The organism is Mycobacterium colombiense (assembly GCF_003284975.1).
Taxonomy (GTDB): Bacteria; Actinomycetota; Actinomycetes; order Mycobacteriales; family Mycobacteriaceae; genus Mycobacterium; species Mycobacterium europaeum_A.
The window spans coordinates 1-18,077 of record NZ_QMEU01000023.1 but is presented as its reverse complement, the minus strand read 5'-3'; the positions used below and the strand labels follow the sequence as shown (position 1 = coordinate 18,077).

14 protein-coding genes are annotated in these 18,077 nt (G+C 69.3%); 8 read left to right on the top strand and 6 right to left on the bottom strand.

The annotated features are described in order from the left end of the window. Window position 1: 1 nt before the first annotated feature. Together DQP58_RS10630 and DQP58_RS10625 are read left to right on the top strand one after the other, a co-directional pair. Window positions 2-1,921: a fumarate reductase/succinate dehydrogenase flavoprotein subunit gene (locus DQP58_RS10630; RefSeq protein WP_112708359.1), complete on the top strand. Its 1,920-nt coding sequence runs from the start codon at window positions 2-4 to the stop codon at window positions 1,919-1,921. Continuing rightward, window positions 1,918-2,664 (top strand): succinate dehydrogenase/fumarate reductase iron-sulfur subunit, encoded by a 747-nt coding sequence (locus tag DQP58_RS10625; RefSeq protein WP_112708358.1) that lies wholly within the window; start codon window positions 1,918-1,920, stop codon window positions 2,662-2,664. Before DQP58_RS10630 ends, DQP58_RS10625 begins: the two co-directional genes overlap by 4 nt. Window positions 2,665-2,773: 109 nt before the next feature. On the opposite strand, the gene DQP58_RS10620 is transcribed toward DQP58_RS10625, so the two are convergent. Both DQP58_RS10620 and DQP58_RS10615 read right to left on the bottom strand, forming a co-directional pair. Continuing rightward, entirely contained in the window at window positions 2,774-3,262 is a 489-nt protein-coding gene (locus tag DQP58_RS10620) for a flavin reductase family protein (protein ID WP_066866205.1), read from the bottom strand. Between the two features lie 82 nt (window positions 3,263-3,344). After that, window positions 3,345-4,382: an isopenicillin N synthase family dioxygenase gene (locus tag DQP58_RS10615; protein WP_430915856.1), complete on the bottom strand. Its 1,038-nt coding sequence runs from the start codon at window positions 4,380-4,382 to the stop codon at window positions 3,345-3,347. A gap of 201 nt (window positions 4,383-4,583) precedes the next feature. Here DQP58_RS10615 and DQP58_RS10610 point away from each other — a divergent pair, with 201 nt between their 5' ends. Further along, window positions 4,584-6,419: an acyl-CoA dehydrogenase gene (locus DQP58_RS10610; RefSeq protein WP_112708357.1), complete on the top strand. Its 1,836-nt coding sequence runs from the start codon at window positions 4,584-4,586 to the stop codon at window positions 6,417-6,419. Between the two features lie 328 nt (window positions 6,420-6,747). Here the strand turns inward: DQP58_RS10610 and DQP58_RS10605 are convergent, their stop codons facing one another. Beyond that, window positions 6,748-8,091: an acetyl-CoA C-acetyltransferase gene (locus tag DQP58_RS10605; protein WP_066865930.1), complete on the bottom strand. Its 1,344-nt coding sequence runs from the start codon at window positions 8,089-8,091 to the stop codon at window positions 6,748-6,750. A 152-nt stretch (window positions 8,092-8,243) separates the two neighbouring features. On the opposite strand from DQP58_RS10605, the gene DQP58_RS10600 reads away from it, so the two are divergent. Together DQP58_RS10600 and DQP58_RS10595 are read left to right on the top strand one after the other, a co-directional pair. Continuing rightward, window positions 8,244-9,608, top strand: coding sequence for a 3-oxoacyl-ACP reductase (locus tag DQP58_RS10600; RefSeq protein WP_112708356.1), 1,365 nt, complete (start codon window positions 8,244-8,246; stop codon window positions 9,606-9,608). A 26-nt stretch (window positions 9,609-9,634) separates the two neighbouring features. Next, window positions 9,635-10,477, top strand: a complete 843-nt coding sequence (locus tag DQP58_RS10595; RefSeq protein ID WP_112708355.1) for a MaoC/PaaZ C-terminal domain-containing protein — start codon at window positions 9,635-9,637, stop codon at window positions 10,475-10,477. An 11-nt stretch (window positions 10,478-10,488) separates the two neighbouring features. Here DQP58_RS10595 and DQP58_RS10590 read toward each other — a convergent pair whose 3' ends face one another. From DQP58_RS10590 to DQP58_RS10580, 3 genes are all read right to left on the bottom strand, one after another. Continuing rightward, the gene (locus DQP58_RS10590; protein WP_112708354.1) at window positions 10,489-11,742 is read right to left on the bottom strand and encodes a chloride channel protein; all 1,254 of its coding nucleotides are present in this window, start codon (window positions 11,740-11,742) and stop codon (window positions 10,489-10,491) included. A gap of 25 nt (window positions 11,743-11,767) precedes the next feature. Further along, window positions 11,768-12,412 (bottom strand): TetR/AcrR family transcriptional regulator, encoded by a 645-nt coding sequence (locus DQP58_RS10585; RefSeq protein WP_112708353.1) that lies wholly within the window; start codon window positions 12,410-12,412, stop codon window positions 11,768-11,770. A 65-nt stretch (window positions 12,413-12,477) separates the two neighbouring features. Beyond that, complete coding sequence (locus DQP58_RS10580; RefSeq protein WP_112708352.1) at window positions 12,478-13,632, bottom strand: glycoside hydrolase family 3 N-terminal domain-containing protein; 1,155 nt, start codon at window positions 13,630-13,632, stop codon at window positions 12,478-12,480. A gap of 111 nt (window positions 13,633-13,743) precedes the next feature. On the opposite strand from DQP58_RS10580, the gene DQP58_RS10575 reads away from it, so the two are divergent. The 3 genes from DQP58_RS10575 to DQP58_RS10565 form a co-directional block, all read left to right on the top strand. After that, window positions 13,744-13,947 (top strand): DUF2613 family protein, encoded by a 204-nt coding sequence (locus DQP58_RS10575; protein WP_112708351.1) that lies wholly within the window; start codon window positions 13,744-13,746, stop codon window positions 13,945-13,947. Between the two features lie 88 nt (window positions 13,948-14,035). Further along, window positions 14,036-14,209 carry a DUF2613 domain-containing protein gene (locus DQP58_RS10570; protein WP_007769006.1) on the top strand — a complete coding sequence of 58 codons (174 nt, stop codon included), beginning with the start codon at window positions 14,036-14,038 and terminating at the stop codon, window positions 14,207-14,209. 52 nt (window positions 14,210-14,261) lie between these two features. After that, window positions 14,262-18,077, top strand: a 3,816-nt coding sequence (locus tag DQP58_RS10565; protein WP_112708350.1) for a DUF3367 domain-containing protein, incomplete at its 3' end; no start/stop codon positions are given.

The following is an 18,077-nucleotide window of genomic DNA, read 5'->3' as shown; positions in this document are numbered from 1 at the left end:
CATGGTGGAAATCGAGCGGCACACGTTCGACGTAGTCGTGATCGGTGCCGGCGGCGCGGGACTGCGCGCGGTTATCGAAGCGCGCGAACGAGGTTTGCGGGTCGCGGTGGTGTGCAAGTCCCTGTTCGGCAAGGCCCACACGGTCATGGCCGAGGGTGGTTGCGCGGCCTCCATGGGCAACACCAACCCGAAAGACAACTGGAAGACCCACTTCGGCGACACCATGCGCGGCGGGAAGTTCCTCAACAACTGGCGCATGGCCGAACTGCACGCCAAGGAAGCCCCCGACCGGGTCTGGGAGCTGGAAACCTATGGCGCACTGTTCGATCGCCTCAAGGACGGCAAGATCAGCCAGCGCAACTTCGGCGGGCACACCTACCCGCGGCTGGCCCACGTCGGTGACCGCACCGGCCTGGAACTGATCCGCACCATGCAGCAGAAGATCGTCTCGCTGCAGCAGGAGGACTTCGCCGAGCTCGGCGACTACGAAGCCCGGATCCGGGTGTTCGCCGAGACCACGATCACCGAGCTGATCAAGGACGGCGACGCGATCGCCGGCGCGTTCGGCTACATCCGCGAAAGCGGCAACTTCATCCTGTTCGAGGCGCCCGCAGTGGTGCTGGCCACCGGCGGGATCGGCAAGTCGTTCAAGGTCACCTCGAACTCGTGGGAGTACACCGGCGACGGCCACGCCCTGGCTCTGCGGGCGGGCGCGTCGCTGATCAACATGGAGTTCGTCCAGTTCCACCCGACGGGCATGGTCTGGCCGCCGAGCGTGAAGGGCATCCTGGTCACCGAGGGTGTCCGCGGTGACGGCGGGGTGCTGAAGAACGCGCAAGACAAGCGGTTCATGTTCGACTACATCCCCTCGGTGTTCAAGGGCCAGTACGCCGAGTCCGAGCAAGAAGCCGACCAGTGGCTCAAGGACAACGACTCGGCCCGCCGCACCCCGGACCTGCTGCCGCGCGACGAGGTCGCGCGCGCGATCAACTCCGAGGTCAAGGCCGGCCGCGGCAGCCCACACGGCGGCGTCTTCCTGGACATCGCCTCGCGGCTGACCCCCGCGGAGATCAACCGCCGCCTGCCGTCGATGTACCACCAGTTCAAGGAGCTGGCCGGCGTCGACATCACCAAGGAGCCGATGGAAGTCGGGCCGACCTGCCACTACGTGATGGGCGGCGTCGAGGTCGACGCCGACACCGGCGCGGCCACCGTCCCCGGGCTGTTCGCCGCCGGCGAATGCTCCGGCGGCATGCACGGCTCCAACCGGCTGGGCGGCAACTCGCTGTCGGACCTGTTGGTGTTCGGCCGGCGCGCCGGTCTGGGTGCGGCCGACTACGTGCGCGCCCTGAGCAGCCGGCCGTCGATCGTCGAGGACGCCGTGGACGCGGCGGCCAAGCGGGCGCTGTCGCCCTTCGAGGCGCCGGCCCACGGCGCGGCCGCGGAGAACCCGTACACCCTGCAGCTCGAGCTCCAGCAGTCGATGAACGACCTGGTCGGCATCATCCGCAAGGAGGAAGAGATCACCGAGGCCCTCGAGCGGCTCAACAAGCTGCGCGAGCGGTTCAAGAACCTGCACGTCGAGGGGCAGCGTCGGTACAACCCGGGCTGGAACCTGGCCATCGACCTGCGCAATATGCTGCTGGTCAGCGAGTGCGTCGCCAAGGCCGCGCTGCAGCGCACCGAGAGCCGCGGCGGGCACACCCGTGACGACCACCCGGCGATGGACTCGTCTTGGCGCAAGGTGCTACTGGTTTGCGAGGCGGCCGGCGGGGACGAGGTGATCCCCGAGATCACCATCACTAAGAAGGATCAGACGCCGATGCGGCCCGATCTGCTGGAGCTGTTCGACATCGCCGAGCTGGAGAAGTACTACACCGACGAAGAACTCGCCGGGCACCCAGGACGGAGTGGCAAATGACCTACAACGCGACGATGCGGGTGTGGCGCGGCGACGACGCCGACGGCGGTCTGCAGGACTTCACGGTCGAGGTCAACGAGGGCGAGGTCGTCCTCGACATCATCCATCGCCTGCAGCAGACCCAGACGCCCGATTTGGCCGTTCGGTGGAACTGCAAAGCGGGCAAGTGTGGCTCCTGTTCGGCGGAGATCAACGGCAAGCCGCGGCTGCTGTGCATGACCCGGATGTCGACCTTCGCCGAGGACGAGGTCGTCACCGTCACGCCGCTGCGCACGTTCCCGGTGATCCGCGACCTGGTGACCGACGTCTCGTTCAACTACGAAAAGGCCCGCGAGATACCGTCTTTCGCGCCGCCCAAGGACCTGCAGCCCGGGGAGTACCGGATGGCGCAGCAGGACGTGCAGCGCTCGCAGGAATTCCGCAAGTGCATCGAGTGCTTCCTGTGCCAGAACGTCTGCCACGTGGTGCGTGACCACGAGGAGAACAAAAAGGCGTTCGCCGGTCCCCGCTTCCTGATGCGGATCGCCGAGCTGGAAATGCACCCGCTGGACACCCGCGACCGGCGCAACGACGCCCAGGACGAGCACGGCCTGGGCTACTGCAACATCACCAAGTGCTGCACCGAGGTCTGCCCGGAGAACATCAAGATCACCGACAACGCGCTGATCCCCATGAAAGAGCGGGTCGCCGACCGCAAGTACGACCCGGTCGTGTGGCTGGGTAACAAGCTGTTCCGCCGCTGATCACGCTCGGCCTAGCGGCTCGAGTGTGAAGCTACCTTCACACTCGGCAACGTCGCGCCGTGGCACGCTAAGCCACCGCCCCTAGCCGGTCGACGGCTCAGCGAGCCCACTAGGCGCCGAGGCGGCGGAACACGCTGCGATGGAACACGATGGGCGCCACCTCAGCGTCCACGGTCACCTCGTTGACCCGCAACACCACGATGGTGTGATCGCCCGCCGGAATGAGCTGCTCGATCGCACTTTCCAGCCACAGGCCGGTGCCCTTGATGAACACCGCACCGGAGGACCGGGAGACCGTTTCCAGACCCGCGAACCGGTCGCCGGTCTTCGCGGCCAGCGTGCGCGCGGCCTCGTCATGCGCCTCGCCGAGCACACTGATGCCCAGCATCGGCAGGTCCTTGAGCTTGGGCCACGTCGTCGAGGTGTTCTGCACGCAGAACGAGACCAGCGGCGGGTCCAGCGAGACGGGGACAAAGGTGCTGGCCGCCAGGCCTTCCCGGGTTCCGTTCACCTCGGCGGCGATCGCCACCACCCCGGACGGGAAGTGACCGAAGGCCTCCCGCAGCGACGACGCTGTCAGCTTGTTGTTCGAGTTCAACGGACTTATTCGCCCCTAGAGCCGGAGACGGGATTTTCGTGTGTGACCCTACCCGGCGCCGGTCGCGCCGGCACGGCCACCCTCAGCCGTTTTCTAAGCGATCTGCCGAATATCCGTGCGCCGCGGCCACATCCGGATGGGCCCGCAGCCTGCTCTTCCAGGCGTTGCGCCCGTAGACCGAAAACATGGGGTCGGCCGGATCGTGCGACGGTGTCCAGTGTTCATCGGTCCGCGCCGCGAGCTCGTCGGGCAGCGACAGCACGGGTATCTGTGCGTCCAGGCGCGGATTGAAGAAGTAGGGCACCGAGATGCGGTCGCCGGCCTGCCCGTGCAGGCTGACCCGGTGCTCGGTGGCCCGCAGGTAACCGCGGGTGGCCACCTCCAGCAGCTCGCCGATGTTGACGATGAACGCCCCCTCGCGCGGCGGCACGTCGATCCAGCCGTCACCGGAGTTTTTGGCCGGGCGCACCTGCAGGCCGGTGCTGCCCGGCTCGGCCAGCAGCAGGGTGAGCACCCCGGAGTCGCGGTGTGCGCCCACGCCCTGCGCGCTTTCCGCGCGGGCCGGGTACCGGATGATCTTGATCAGGGTGGCGGGCGCGTCGGCGAAGGCCGGGTCGAACACGCCGAGCGGACTGCCGAGCGAGGCCGCCCAATGCCGCAGCAGGGTGCGGGCCACCGCGGACAGCGCGGCGTCCCACTCCTCGACGATCCCGGGCAGCTCCGGCAGCGCGGCCGGCCACTGATTCGGCCCCTGCAGCCACCGGTAGTCCGCCTTGTCCAGCCCATCGATCGGGGCCCGCTCCGGTCCGACGTCGATCTGCTCACGCCAATCCACCTCGCCGCGGGTCAGCTCGCCGCCGAGGCGGGTGTAGCCGCGGAAATGGGGGCTACGCACCATCGCGACGGCGTCCTTGTCCGGTTGCGGCAGCTCGAAGAGCCGGCGCGCCGCGTCCAGCATCCGCCCAATCAGGTCCGGCGTCACCCCGTGACCGGTCAGATAGAAGAAGCCCACCTCGTGGCCGGCGTCCCGCAGCCCGCGGCGCAGGCGCGCGGTATCGGCCCGCAGGTCCACCGTCGGCACCTCGACAGGCGGGGCAGTGACGCCGCACACACCGGTCACGTGTGGATCATCGCCGCAGGTAGATCGAATTTCAACGCCATGACCAGCAGCTTCCCAACCGGTTGGTTAATTAGGCAATGAAATCTAGCTCACATTGACTTGCATCCCACTGACGCGAGCGATATTTTAGGTCTTGTTACTGGTGGGTAACTTAGACCTAGTACCCAACCACAAGTGGCATTCTCAACGAGGAGGACCGTAGTGAGCCACTACAAGAGCAACGTCCGCGACCAGGTATTCAACCTGTTCGAAGTTCTGGGCGTTGACAAGGCGCTTGGCCAGGGCGAATACGCCGACCTGGACGCCGACACAGCTCAAGAAATGCTGAACGAGATCAGCCGACTGGCCGAGGGGCCGGTCGCCGACTCCTTCGTCGAGGGTGACCGCAATCCGCCGGTGTTCGATCCGAAGACGCACTCGGTGACCCTGCCCGACTCTTTCAAGAAGTCGGTCCAGTCCGTCATCGAGGCCGGCTGGGACAAGGTCGGCATCGACGAGGTGCTCGGCGGCATGCCGATGCCCCGGGCGCTGGTGTGGGCGCTGCACGAGCACCTGCTCGGTGCCAACCCCGCCGTGTGGATGTACGCCGGCGGCGCAGGCTTCGCCAACATCCTGTACCACCTCGGCACCGAGGAGCAGAAGAAGTGGGCCGTCATCTGCGCTGAGCGCGGCTGGGGTTCGACCATGGTGCTCACCGAGCCGGACGCCGGTTCGGACGTGGGCGCCGGGCGGACCAAGGCCGTCAAGCAGGAGGACGGCTCCTGGCACATCGACGGTGTGAAGCGGTTCATCACCTCCGCCGACTCCGGTGACCTGTTCGAGAACATCTTCCACCTGGTGCTGGCCCGCCCCGAGGGCGCCGGACCGGGCACCAAGGGGCTGTCGCTGTTCTTCGTGCCCAAGTTCCTGTTCGACTTCGAGACCGGGGAGCTGGGCGAGCGCAACGGCGTCTACGTCACCAACGTCGAGCACAAGATGGGCCTGAAGGTCTCGGCGACGTGCGAGCTGAGCTTCGGCCAGCACGACGTCCCCGCCAAGGGCTGGCTGGTCGGCGAGGTGCACAACGGTATCGCGCAGATGTTCGAGGTCATCGAGCAGGCCCGCATGATGGTCGGCACCAAGGCCATCGCGACCCTGTCGACGGGCTACCTGAACGCCCTCGAGTACGCGAAGTCGCGCGTTCAGGGTGCCGACATGACCCAGATGACCGACAAGACCGCACCGCGGGTGACCATTACGCACCACCCGGACGTGCGCCGTTCGCTGATGACCCAGAAGGCCTACGCCGAGGGTCTGCGGGCGCTGTACCTGTTCACGTCCACCTACCAAGACGCGGCGGTCGCCGAGGCTATCCACGGTGTGGACGCCGAGCTGGCGGTCAAGGTCAACGACCTGATGCTGCCGGTCGTCAAGGGTGTGGGCTCGGAGCAGGCGTACGCCAAGCTCACCGAGAGCCTGCAGACCTTCGGTGGCTCCGGCTTCCTGCAGGACTACCCGATCGAGCAGTACATCCGCGACGCCAAGATCGACTCGCTGTACGAGGGCACCACCGCCATCCAGGCGCAGGATTTCTTCTTCCGCAAGATCGTCCGCGACAAGGGGGTGGCCCTGGCACACGTGTCCGAGCAGATCCAGAAGTTCGTCGACAGCGAGTCCGGCAACGGCCGGCTGAAGACCGAGCGCGAGCTGCTGGCCAAGGCCCTGACCGACGTCCAGGCGATGGCGGCCACGCTGACCGGCTACCTGATGGCGGCGCAGGAGGACGTGACCAGCCTGTACAAGGTGGGCCTGGGTTCGGTGCGCTTCCTGATGAGCGTCGGTGACCTGGTCATCGGCTGGCTGTTGCAGCGTCAGGCGGCGGTCGCCGTGGCGGCGCTGGATGCCGGCGCCAGCGGCGATGAGCGGTCCTTCTACGAGGGCAAGATCGCGGTGGCGTCGTTCTTCGCGAAGAACTTCCTGCCGTTGCTGACCAGCACCCGCGAGGTCATCGACACGCTGGACAACGACATCATGGAGCTCGACGAGGCCGCCTTCTAGGCCTTCGACCGCAACGCACGAATCCCCCGCTTCGCGTGGTCGGAGCGGGGGATTTGCGTTCGGGGCAACGGTGAAAGGCCTGCCGGACAGCAAAAAGGCCGCCGCTGGATCCCCTCACTCCAGCGGCGGCCCTTTTCGTACGCCAGTCCGCGATACGGACGGGCGGTCGTATTCGGGGGATGCCCCGTATTGCCGTCGGGGTCGGGGGGTCAGACCACAACACGGGGCCATCCGGTGGGTCGGATACCCGCGCCCCCTTCCGACTAACCAGATGTGACTCAACTCATGACGAGCGCCGATCCGGCGGGGCCAGGCCCCGACGGGTCCGTCAGGCCTCCAAAATGGCGGCCACACCCTGGCCACCTGCCGCACAGATCGAGACCAGGGCGCGCACGGTGCCGCCGCCCTTCTGCTCGGCCTTGCGCTGCGCTAGCTGCTTGGCCGCCTGGGCCAGGATCCGACCACCGGTGGCCGCGAACGGGTGGCCGGCGGCCAGCGAGGACCCGTTGACGTTCAGCTTGGACCGGTCGATCGACCCCAGCGCGCCGTCCAGGCCCAGCCGCTCCTTGCAGTACTCCTCGGATTCCCAGGCCTGCAGGTGGCACAGCACCACCGACGCGAACGCCTCGTGGATCTCGTAGAAATCGAAGTCCTGCAGGCTCAGGCCGTTGCGGGCCAGCAGCCGCGGCACGGCGTAGGTCGGGGCCATCAGCAGGCCGTCACGCCCGTTGACGTAGTCGACCGCGGCGGTCTCCGAATCCACCAGGTAGGCCAGCGGGGTCAGCGAATGCGCGGCCGCCCACTCGTCGGTGGCCAGCAGCGCCACCGACGCACCGTCGGTCAGCGGCGTCGAGTTGCCGGCGGTCATCGTCGCGTCACCGGCCTTGACGCCGAACACCGGGCGCAGCTTGGCCAGCTTCTCCGCCGACGAGTCCGGGCGCAGGTTGTCGTCGCGGTAGAGGCCCAAAAAGGGCGTGACCAGGTCGTCGAAGAAGCCCCGGTCGTAGGCGGCGGCCATGTTGCGGTGGCTGGCGGCGGCCAACTCGTCCTGGGCGACGCGGGAGATGCCCATCTTCTTGGCCGTCAGCGCCTGGTGCTCGCCCATGGACAGCCCGGTGCGCGGTTCGCTGTTCACCGGGATCTCGACGCCCAGGGTGGCGGGCAGCGTGCCGACCAGCTTCAGCCGTTGCACGTTGGACTTGGCCCGGCGCAGCTTGAGCAGGGTGCGGCGCAGGTTGTCGCCCAGGCCGATGGGCGCGTCGGAGGTGGTGTCGACGCCGCCGGCGGCGGCCACGTCGTAACGGCCGGACGCGATGCCCTCGGCGGCGGCCACGGCCGCCTGCAGCCCGGTACCGCAGGCCTGCTGCAGGTCGAACGCGGGCGTGTGGGACGACAGCTGCGAGCCCAGCACGCATTCGCGGGTCAGGTTGAAGTCCCGGCTGTGCTTGAGCACGGCGCCGCCGACGACGACGCCGAGCCGCTCGCCGGCCAATCCGAAGCGATCCACCAGCCCGCCCAGGGCGGCGGTGAACATGTCCTGGTTGGACGCCTCCGCGTAAGCGCCGTCCGATCGGGCGAACGGGATGCGGTTGCCACCCAGCACGGCCACCCGCCGACGCTCAGAACTGCGCTGAGCAGACTGTTTACTTGCCTCAGAACTTGCAGCGGCCACTATTCTTCTCCGTGTTTGCGCGGTCTATCGGTTTGGGAATCGCCCGTCCGGGGCCATAATACCCACTGTTCTTACTCTGCAGTAAGTTCGTCCCCGATACGGTTGTGCTGTAGGCATACCCCGATTTCGCAAGAACATGGAAGGTAGCTCCGGTGGCTCCCAAGGCTTCGTCCGATCTGTTCTCTCAGATCGTCAATTCCGGTCCTGGATCGTTTCTCGCCAAGCAGCTCGGCGTCCCACAACCCGAGACGCTGCGCCGTTACCGGGCCGGTGAACCGCCCCTGGCCGGGGCCCTGCTGATCGGCGGGGAGGGCCGGGTCGTCGAACCGCTGCGCGCAGCGCTGGACACCGACTACGACCTGGTGGGCAACAACCTGGGCGGCCGCTGGGCCGACAAGTTCGGCGGCCTGGTGTACGACGCCACCGGCATCACCACGCCCGAGGGGCTCCGGGGGCTCTACGAGTTCTTCACCCCCCTGTTGCGCAACCTGGGTCATTCCGCGCGCGTGGTGGTGGTCGGGACCACGCCCGACGCCGCCGCCAGCCCGCACGAGCGGATCGCGCAGCGCGCGCTGGAGGGCTTCACCCGTTCGCTGGGCAAGGAGCTGCGCAACGGCGCCACGGTGGCGCTGGTGTACCTGTCGCCGGACGCCAAGCCCGCCGCGACGGGCCTGGAATCGACGATGCGGTTCATCTTGTCGGCCAAGTCCGCCTACGTCGACGGCCAGGTCTTCTACGTCGGGGAGGCCGACTCCACGCCTCCGGCCGATTGGGACCGCCCGCTGGACGGCAAGGTCGCGATCGTGACCGGCGCGGCCCGGGGCATCGGCGCGACGATCGCCGAGGTGTTCGCCCGCGACGGCGCCCGCGTGGTGGCCATCGACGTCGAATCGGCCGCCGAGGCGCTGGCCGAGACGGCCAGCCGGGTCGGGGGCACCGCGTTGTGGCTCGACGTCACCGCCGAAGACGCGGTCGACAAGATCGCCGAGCACCTGCGCGAGCACCATGGCGGGCGCGCCGACGTTTTGGTCAACAACGCCGGCATCACCCGCGACAAGCTGTTGGCCAACATGGACGACGCCCGCTGGGACGCCGTCCTGGCCGTCAATCTGCTTGCCCCGCTGCGGCTTACCGAGGGACTGGTGGGCAACGGCACCATCGGCGAGGGCGGCCGCGTGATCGGCCTGTCGTCGATGGCCGGAATCGCCGGCAACCGCGGCCAGACCAACTACGCGACGACCAAGGCCGGGATGATCGGCCTCACCCAGTCGCTGGCCCCGGAGCTGTACGGCAAGGGCATCACGATCAACGCCGTCGCACCGGGGTTCATCGAAACCCAGATGACCGCCGCCATCCCGCTGGCCACCCGCGAGGTCGGCCGCAGGATGAACTCGCTGCTGCAGGGCGGGCAGCCGGTGGACGTCGCCGAAACCATCGCATACTTCGCCAGCCCTGCCTCAAATGCGGTGACGGGTAACGTCATTCGCGTCTGCGGCCAGGCCATGCTGGGCGCATAGCGAATCGGGCTGTCGAGGAGAATGCCATGAACCAGCCAAGCGGCCTGAAGAACATGCTGCGCGCGGCGGCCGGTGCGCTGCCGGTGGTGTCCCGCAGCAGCGAGGTGCCCACCCGCACGGTGACCATCGAGGAATTGCCCATCGACCGCGCGAACGTGGCCGAGTACGCGGGGGTCACGGGCCTGCGCTACGGCAATCACGTGCCGCTGACCTACCCGTTCGCGCTAACCTTTCCCGCGCTGATGTCGCTGGTCACCGGCTTCGACTTCCCTTTCGCCGCAATGGGATCGGTGCACACCGAGAACCACATCACGCAGTACCGCCCGATCGCGGTCACCGACACCGTCGGGGTGCGCGTGCACGCCGAGAACCTGCGCGAGCACCGCAAGGGCCTGCTGATCGATCTGGTGACCGACGTCAGCGTCGGCAACGACACCGCCTGGCATCAGGTGACGACCTTCCTGCACCAGCAACGGACCAGCCTGTCCGATGAACCCAAACCGCCACCGCAGAAGCAGCCCAAGCTGCCGCCGCCGTCCACGGTGTTGCGGATCAGCCCGGCGCTGATCCGGCGCTACGCCGACGTCGGGGGCGATCACAACCCGATCCACACCAACTCGGTCGCGGCCAAGCTGTTCGGATTCCCGACCGTGATCGCGCACGGAATGTACAGCGCCGCAGCGGTATTGGCCAACGTCGAGACGCAAATCCCCGATGCCGTGCGGTATTCGGTGCGGTTCGGCAAGCCGCTGGTGCTGCCGGCGACAGCCGGGCTCTACATCGACGAGCACGACGGCGGCTGGGACATTTCGCTGCGTAACATCGCCAAGGGTTACCCGCACCTGACCGGCACGGTCCGGGCGCTCTAGCGCCCAGGGCACTACCCCGCGTGCGTCGTACTGCGGCCCTGGACAAGCACTTTCAGCCCGTGTGCGCTGCTCGCGGTCAGCAGAAAGAGCAGAAACAGCCACAGCGGGGGCCGGGCGAGTTCCCAGACGAAGATCGCCGCCCAGATCGGCGAGCCCTGCGTCACCGCGAGCACGCCGGCGGCGCCGGCCAGCGACACCGCCGGCACGTGCAGATGAGTTCCCGTCGCCCAGTTGATCGCCAGGACCAGCGCGGCGCCGGCGGCGGCGCCGGTGGCGAGCGAAGGCGTCAGCAGGCCGCCGGCCCCGCCCGCGCGCAGAAACAGCGCGGTCAGTGCGGGTTTCAGCGCCAGGATGGCCAGCGCCGAGAGCAGGGTCATGCCGCTGGCCAGGCTTACGGTCAGGATGCTGCGGCCGTTGCCGGGCAACTCGGGCCACCAGTGCGAGCACCCGCCCATCACCAGGCCCGCGCCGGCGAGCGCGGGGATGAGCAGCGCAGTCCTCGGCTGGCGGGCGGGCCGGGCCGCGGCCATCAACCGGTTGAACGCCAGCCCCACCGCGAGCGCCACCGGCGCCAGCAGCAATCCGTGCGCGGTCAGCAGATACGTGGACTCCCCGATCGGCCATCGCAGATTGGGTTGATCGCGGGTGATGGCCGAGCCGACGGCGACCGCCAGGCCGGAGGAGAGAAACGCCGCGCCCACCGCCCGCGGCCGCCAGGTGTTGAGCAGGATCCGGATCGAGAACAGCGCGCCGGCCAGCGGAACCGCATAGACCGCACCCAGGCCCGCGCCCGCCGCACAGGCCAGCAGGATCTCGCGGTCGCGCGGGCCCAGCCGCCTGAGCCATCCGGTCCCCAAATCGCTAAGCGCAGCGGCGAATTGGCGTGGGGCGCCCTCTCGCCCGAGCGATGCTCCCGATCCGACGAGCAGCACCTGCAGCATCGCGTCGACGCTCCAGGACAGCCGCGGCACGGGTGCGCGGGCGGCGATGGTCTGCGCCAGCGGGGGCACCTCGGCCCGGCGCCGCAGCAACCACCACCCCAGGCCCGCCAGCCCAGCGCCGATCATCGGGCCCAGCATGCGCCGGATCGGGCTGCTGGCGGTCACCCCTTCCAGCAGCGCGCCGAAACCGTAGTTGTAGGTGGCGTGCTGGACCACGCGCAGCGCGAACGTCGTCGCCAAGCCGGCAACCCCGGCGAGCAAGCCGACGATGATTACGGCGCAGAAGAATTCGAGGTTGCCGCGGTCCGAGCTCGGGGCGCTCATCCGGGCCACCGCAACGACCCTGGGGCTAGTCGCCGGCGGCGTCCGAGCCGCCCGCCTCGGGGTGCGCCGCGGCCCGTTCCGCCGGCGAGCCCTTGAGGCCGTACCAGAACAGGTCGATCATCAGCTGGGCCGCCTCCTCGACGTCGACGTCGCCGGTGGACAGCCGGTTGGCGACTGCCTCGCCGGCGCCCACCAGCGCCACGGCCATCATTTCGTGCTCGCGCTCGGAGCGCGGATTGCGGCTACCCGCCCGCATCAGCCCGGCCACCAGTTCGATGATCTGCTCGCGTCCCTCGCGGACCATGTGGGCGAACGCCTGCGAGCTGGTGGCCTGGGTGTACATCACGATCCAGGACGCCCGGTTGGCGTCGATGTAGCGCATGAACGACGCGATGGTGTTGCGCAGCATGTCGTTGGGGCTCTGCTGGAAATCGATGTCGGCGCGCACCTCGTCGATGAACCGGGCCATCTCCCGGTTCAGGCAGGCACCGAACAGGTCCTCCTTGGAGCCGTAGTACAGGTACAGCATCGGCTTGGAGATCTGCGCCTCGGCGGCGATGGCATCCATCGAGGTCTCGTGATAGCCGTTGACCGAGAACATTTGCACGGCGGCGTCGAGCATCTGCTGCTCGCGGACGGCGCGCGGTAACCGTTTGGTGCCACCCGCCATCGCTTACCTTTCCAACCCGGCTATCTGACTCAAGGGTAAGCAATGCGGCCCGGCCGCCACATCCGCTAGTGGCCGCAGTTGCGGCTCGGGCCCTTCATCGTCGCCACCCGCACCAGCGAATCGTCGACCTGCTTGGCCGGCAGGTCGCCGGACGCCACCGCCTGTTGCAGCCGGTCCAGGACCGCCGGCACCTCGTCGGTGGTGACCCACAGCGCGACGTCGACGCCGGCCCGCAGGCTGCGCAGCACCGCCTCCGACACGCCGTATCGGTCGGAGATGGCGGCCATGCTGGACAGGTCGTCGCTGAACACCGGCCCGGTGAACGGCGGGCCCTTGTAGCCGACCCCGTTGCGCAGCAGCTGCACCGCCTCGGGGCTCAGGCTGGCCGGCGCGTCGCCGGTGAGGCCGGGAACCTGCAAATGGCCCACCATGACGCCGACCGGTTGCGAGACCACCAGGGTCCGGTAGGGCACCAGATCGTTGTTCTGCAGGGCGTCGAGCGGCGGCGTGACCACCCCGCCGGTGTGCGAATCGCCCGAGCCGTGCCCGTGGCCGGGGAAGTGCTTGAGCACCGGCAGCAGCCCGGCGTCGCGGAGCCCCTGCGCATAGGCCCCGGCGTAGTCGGTGACCGTGGCCGGATCCGCGCTGAACGACCGGTTGCCGATGACGGCGTCGTCGGGTTCGTCGCTGACGTCGACGACCGGGGCGAAGTCGACTGTGATGCCCAGGTCGTGCATCTTCCTGCCGCGGTCGGCGGCCAGGTCATGAACCTGTTGGACCGATTGCGTCTGCGCCAGCTCGCGCGGCGATGGCGACGTCCCGATCAGCGACTTCAACCGCGAGACCCGGCCGCCCTCTTCGTCGACGCTGACGGCCAGCGGCAGCGGGCCCGCCTTGGCCGCGATGTCGGCCAGCGGTCCCTTGAAGATCGACAGGTCTGTCCAGCTGCCGATGAAGATGCCGCCCACGTGGTAGCCGTTGACGACGTTGCGGGCGTCGTCGGCGTTCTTCACGCCCACCATCAGCAGTTGAGCCAGCTTGTCGCGGACGCCCAGCGTGGCCGGGAGCGCCGACGGGTCAGCGCACACCGGCGGCGCCGGAGCGGCGACCGGTTTGCTCGACGTCGACGAGCTGGGCGGGTGCGCGGCGTGGTGGTGGCCGCAACCGGCCACCAGCGCCGACGCGGCTGCGAGCACGGCGAAGGTGCGCGAAAATGCCATCGGGCCATGCTTTCACGGCGGGCGTTTCGTGCCCGGCCCCAGGGGGCATCAGCGGTACGTTGCTGATCGGGGGGCTGCTCGCCCGTTCGACTGGCAGGGAGGGAGCCAGCGATGACCGGTTTCACGTGGGCCGCCGCGGTCAGCGTCGCGGTGGGGTTGTCCGCCGGGGTGGCGACGACCGTCGGGATCACGCTCGCCGTGGCCGACCAGAGCCTGGTGTCGGTGCCCAGCCTGCAGCGCCCCGCGCTTCCGGAAGCGCCCTATCAGGTCGAATACGGCGACCGCTGTTTCCACGGACACTGTCTGCACTGGTGACCGGGGCCCCGGTTGGCCGGGCGCCGTTCTGCTAGGTTGGCGCTAGGTCGAAAGTCACCGACCGCAAGCCGACCCCCAGGAGCCGTCGATGAACCGGATCGTTGCGCCCGCCGCAGCGAGCGTTGTGGTTGGCCTGTTGCTCGGCGCGGCCGCGATCTTCGGGATCACCTTGATGGTCCAGCAAGACACGAAGCCGCCACTTCCCGGGGGCGATCCGCAGTCGTCAGTGCTCAACCGGGTCGAGTACGGCAACCGTAGCTAGCCAGTCGCGGACAGGGACCGGACCTCCGGTCTCATGCTCGACGGCTGGGCCGGTGTCGCGGCGGTGGTTGTGGCTAGTCGGTGCGATCGCGCTGGCCCTGACGTTCGCCCAGTCCCCGGGGCGGGTCTCCCCCGACACCAAGCTCGACCTGACCGCGAATCCGCTGCGCTTCCTGGCCCGCGCGACCAACCTGTGGAACAGCGAGCTGCCGTTCGGGCAGGCGCAGAACCAGGCCTACGGCTACCTGTTTCCGCACGGCACCTTCTTTCTGCTCGGCCACGCGCTGGGCGTGCCCGGCTGGATCACCCAGCGGCTGTGGTGGGCGCTGTTGCTCACCGTCGGCTTCTGGGGACTGCTGCGCGTCGCCGAGGCGCTGCGGATCGGCAGCCCGGCGTCGCGGGTGATCGCCGCCGCCGCGTTCGCGCTGTCCCCGCGTGTGCTGACCACGCTCGGCTCGATCTCGTCGGAAACCCTGCCGATGATGCTGGCGCCGTGGGTCTTGCTGCCCACGATCCTGGCACTGCGCGGCACCGGCGACCGGTCGGTGCGCGCGCGGGCCGGGCAGGCGGGCCTGGCCGTCGCGCTGATGGGCGCGGTGAACGCCATCGCGACCGCGGCCGGCTGCCTGCCGGCGGTGATCTGGTGGGCGTGCCACCGGCCCAACCGATTGTGGTGGCGATACACCGGGTGGTGGCTGGTGGCGCTGGCGCTGGCCACGCTGTGGTGGGTGGTGGCGCTGATGATGCTGCGCGCCATCAGCCCGCCGTTCCTGGACTTCATCGAATCCTCCGGCGTGACGACCCAGTGGTCGTCGCTGGTCGAGATGCTGCGCGGCACCGACAGCTGGACGCCGTACGTGGCGCCGACCGCCACCGCGGGCGCGCCGCTGGTGACCGGGTCGGCGGCCATCCTGGGCACCTGTCTGGTCGCGGCGGCCGGACTCGCGGGGCTGACCCGCCCGGCGATGCCGGCGCGCGGGCGGTTGGTGACCATGCTGCTGGTCGGGGTGGTGCTGATGGCCGCCGGCTACAGCGGCGGGCTGGGCTCGCCCGTGGCGCACGGGGTGCAGGCCTTCCTGGACGCCGGCGGCGCCCCACTACGCAACGTGCACAAGCTCGGTTCGGTGATCAGAATCCCGGTGGTGCTGGGCCTCGCGCAGCTGCTGGGCCGGATACCGCTGCCGGGCAGCGCGCCAATGACGGTGTGGCTGCGCGCCTTTGCGCACCCCGAGCGCGACAAACGGGTGGCGGCGGCGATCGCGGTCGTGACGGCGCTGCTGGTCAGCACGTCGCTGGCGTGGACCGGTCGGCTGGCCCCACCGGGAACGTTCACCGCGATCCCTCAGTACTGGCACGAGGCCGCCGACTGGCTCACCGAACACAACACCGGCACACCGGCAGCCGGGCGGGTGCTCGTCGTTCCCGGCGCGCCGTTCGCCACCCAGGTGTGGGGCACCAGCCATGACGAGCCGCTGCAGGTGCTGGGCGCCAGCCCGTGGGGAGTGCGCGATTCCATTCCGTTGACCCCACCGCAGACAATCCGCGCCCTCGATTCGGTGCAGCGCCTGTTCGCCGCCGGCCGCCCCTCGGCTGGACTGGCCGATACTCTGGTCCGGCAGGGCATTTCATATCTGGCGGTGCGCAACGACCTGGACCCCGACACGTCTCGCTCGGCACGCCCCATCCTGGTGCACCGCGCCATCGACGGGTCGCCCGGACTGCGCAAGGTCGCCCAATTCGGCGCGCCGGTGGGCCCCGGCACCCTGGCCGGTTTCGTCGCGGACAGCGGGCTGCGGCCACGGTATCCGGCGGTCGAGATCTACCGGGTCGGCGGCGATGACGACCCCAGCACACCGTATTTCGTCGACGCCGACCGGATGACCCGGATCGACGGCGGGCCGGAGGCGCTGCTGCGCCTGGACGAACGGCGGCGGCTGTTGGGCCGGCCGCCGCTGGGCCCGGCGCTGCTGAGCGCCGACGCGCGCGCCGCGGGGCTGCCGACGAACGCCGGGGTGACCATCACCGACACCCCGGTGGCCCGCGAGACGGATTACGGTCGGGTGGACCAACATTCGTCGGCTGTCCGGGCCCCGGGCGACGCGCGGCACACCTTCAATCGGGTGCCCGACTACCCCGTCCCCGGCGCCGATCCGGTGGCCGGCGCCTGGACCGGCGGCCGGATCACCGTATCGAGTTCGTCGTCGGATTCGACCGCCATGCCCGACGTCGCACCGGCGACCTCGCCGGCCGCCGCGATCGACGGGGATTCGGCGACCGCCTGGGTGTCCAACTCGCTGCAGGCCGCCGTCGGTCAATGGATGCGAATCGATTTCGACCACCCGGTGACCAACGCGGCGATCACGTTGACGCCCAGCGCCACCGCCGTCGGCGCGCAGGTGCGTCGCATCCTGATCGAAACCGCTACCGGCAGCACCACTTTGCGCTTCGACCAGCCGGGCAAGCCGCTGGCCGCAGCACTGCCCTACGGTGAGACGCCGTGGGTGCGGATCACCGCGGCGGGCACCGACGACGGTTCTGCCGGGGTGCAGTTCGGCATCACCGACCTGACGGTCACCCAGTACGACGCGTCCGGGTTCGCCCACCAGGTCGACCTGCGGCACACCGTGCGGGTGCCGGGACCGCCGGCGGGCACGCCGATCACGGGCTGGGACCTGGGATCCGAACTGCTGGGCAGGCCGGGCTGCGCCCCTGCGCCCGACGCCGTGCGCTGCGCGCCGTCGATGGCTCTGGCCCCGGAGGAGCCGGTCAACTTCAGCCGGACGCTCACCGTGCCGGCACCGATGACCGTGACCCCGGCGGTGTGGGTGCGACCGCGGCAGGGCCCCAAGCTAGCCGACCTGATCTCCGAGCCGAATACCACTGTGGCGCGTGGTGATTCGGACTCGGTGGACGTCCTCGGTTCGGCCTACGCGGCGACGGACGGCGACCCGGCCACCGCGTGGACGGCGCCCCAGCGGGTGGTGCAGCACAAGACCCCGCCCACCCTGACGCTCACCCTGCCGCGGCCCACCGAGGTCACCGGCGTGCGGCTGACCCCCGGCCAATCGGTGCTGCCCGTGCATCCGACGATGGTGGCCGTCAACCTGGGCGACGGACCGCAGGTGGCCGCGGTGAAAGCCGACGGGACGCAGACGGTTCCGCTCAATCCCCGGGTGACCGACACCGTGACCGTCAGCCTGCTGAACTGGGAGGACGTCATCGACCGCAACGCGTTGGGTTTTGACCAGCTCAAGCCGCCCGGCCTGGCCGAGATCGCGGCGCTGGGTGCCGACGGCAACCCGATCGCGGCCCCCGACCCCGCCCGCAACCGCGCTCGCGAGGTCACCGTCGGGTGTGAGCGCGGGCCCGTCATCGCGGTCGCGGGCAGGTTCGTGCACACCGCGATTCACACCACAGTGGGGGCGATGCTGGATGACGCTCCCCTCGCGGCGGTGCCGTGCGAACACGACCCGATCACGCTGCCCGCGGGCCAACAGGAGTTGCTGATCAGCCCGGGCGCTCAGTTCGTCGTGGACGGAGCCCAGCTGTCGGCGCCGGTGCCCGCCGAAGCCGCACCGCCCGTTCGTGTTTCGTCATGGCGCGGATGGGGCCCGGACCGCCGCGAAGTGCAGGCACCCGCCTCGACCACCTCCCGCGTGCTGGTCATCCCGGAAAGCATCAATCCCGGCTGGGTGGCGCGCACCAGCACCGGGGCGCGCCTGACGCCGATCGCGGTCAACGGGTGGCAGCAGGGCTGGGTGGTGCCCGCGGGCGACCCCGGGACCATCACGCTGACGTTCGCCTCCAACTCGCTCTACCGGGCGGGCCTGGCGGTGGGGCTGGCCCTGCTGCCGCTGCTGGCGCTGCTG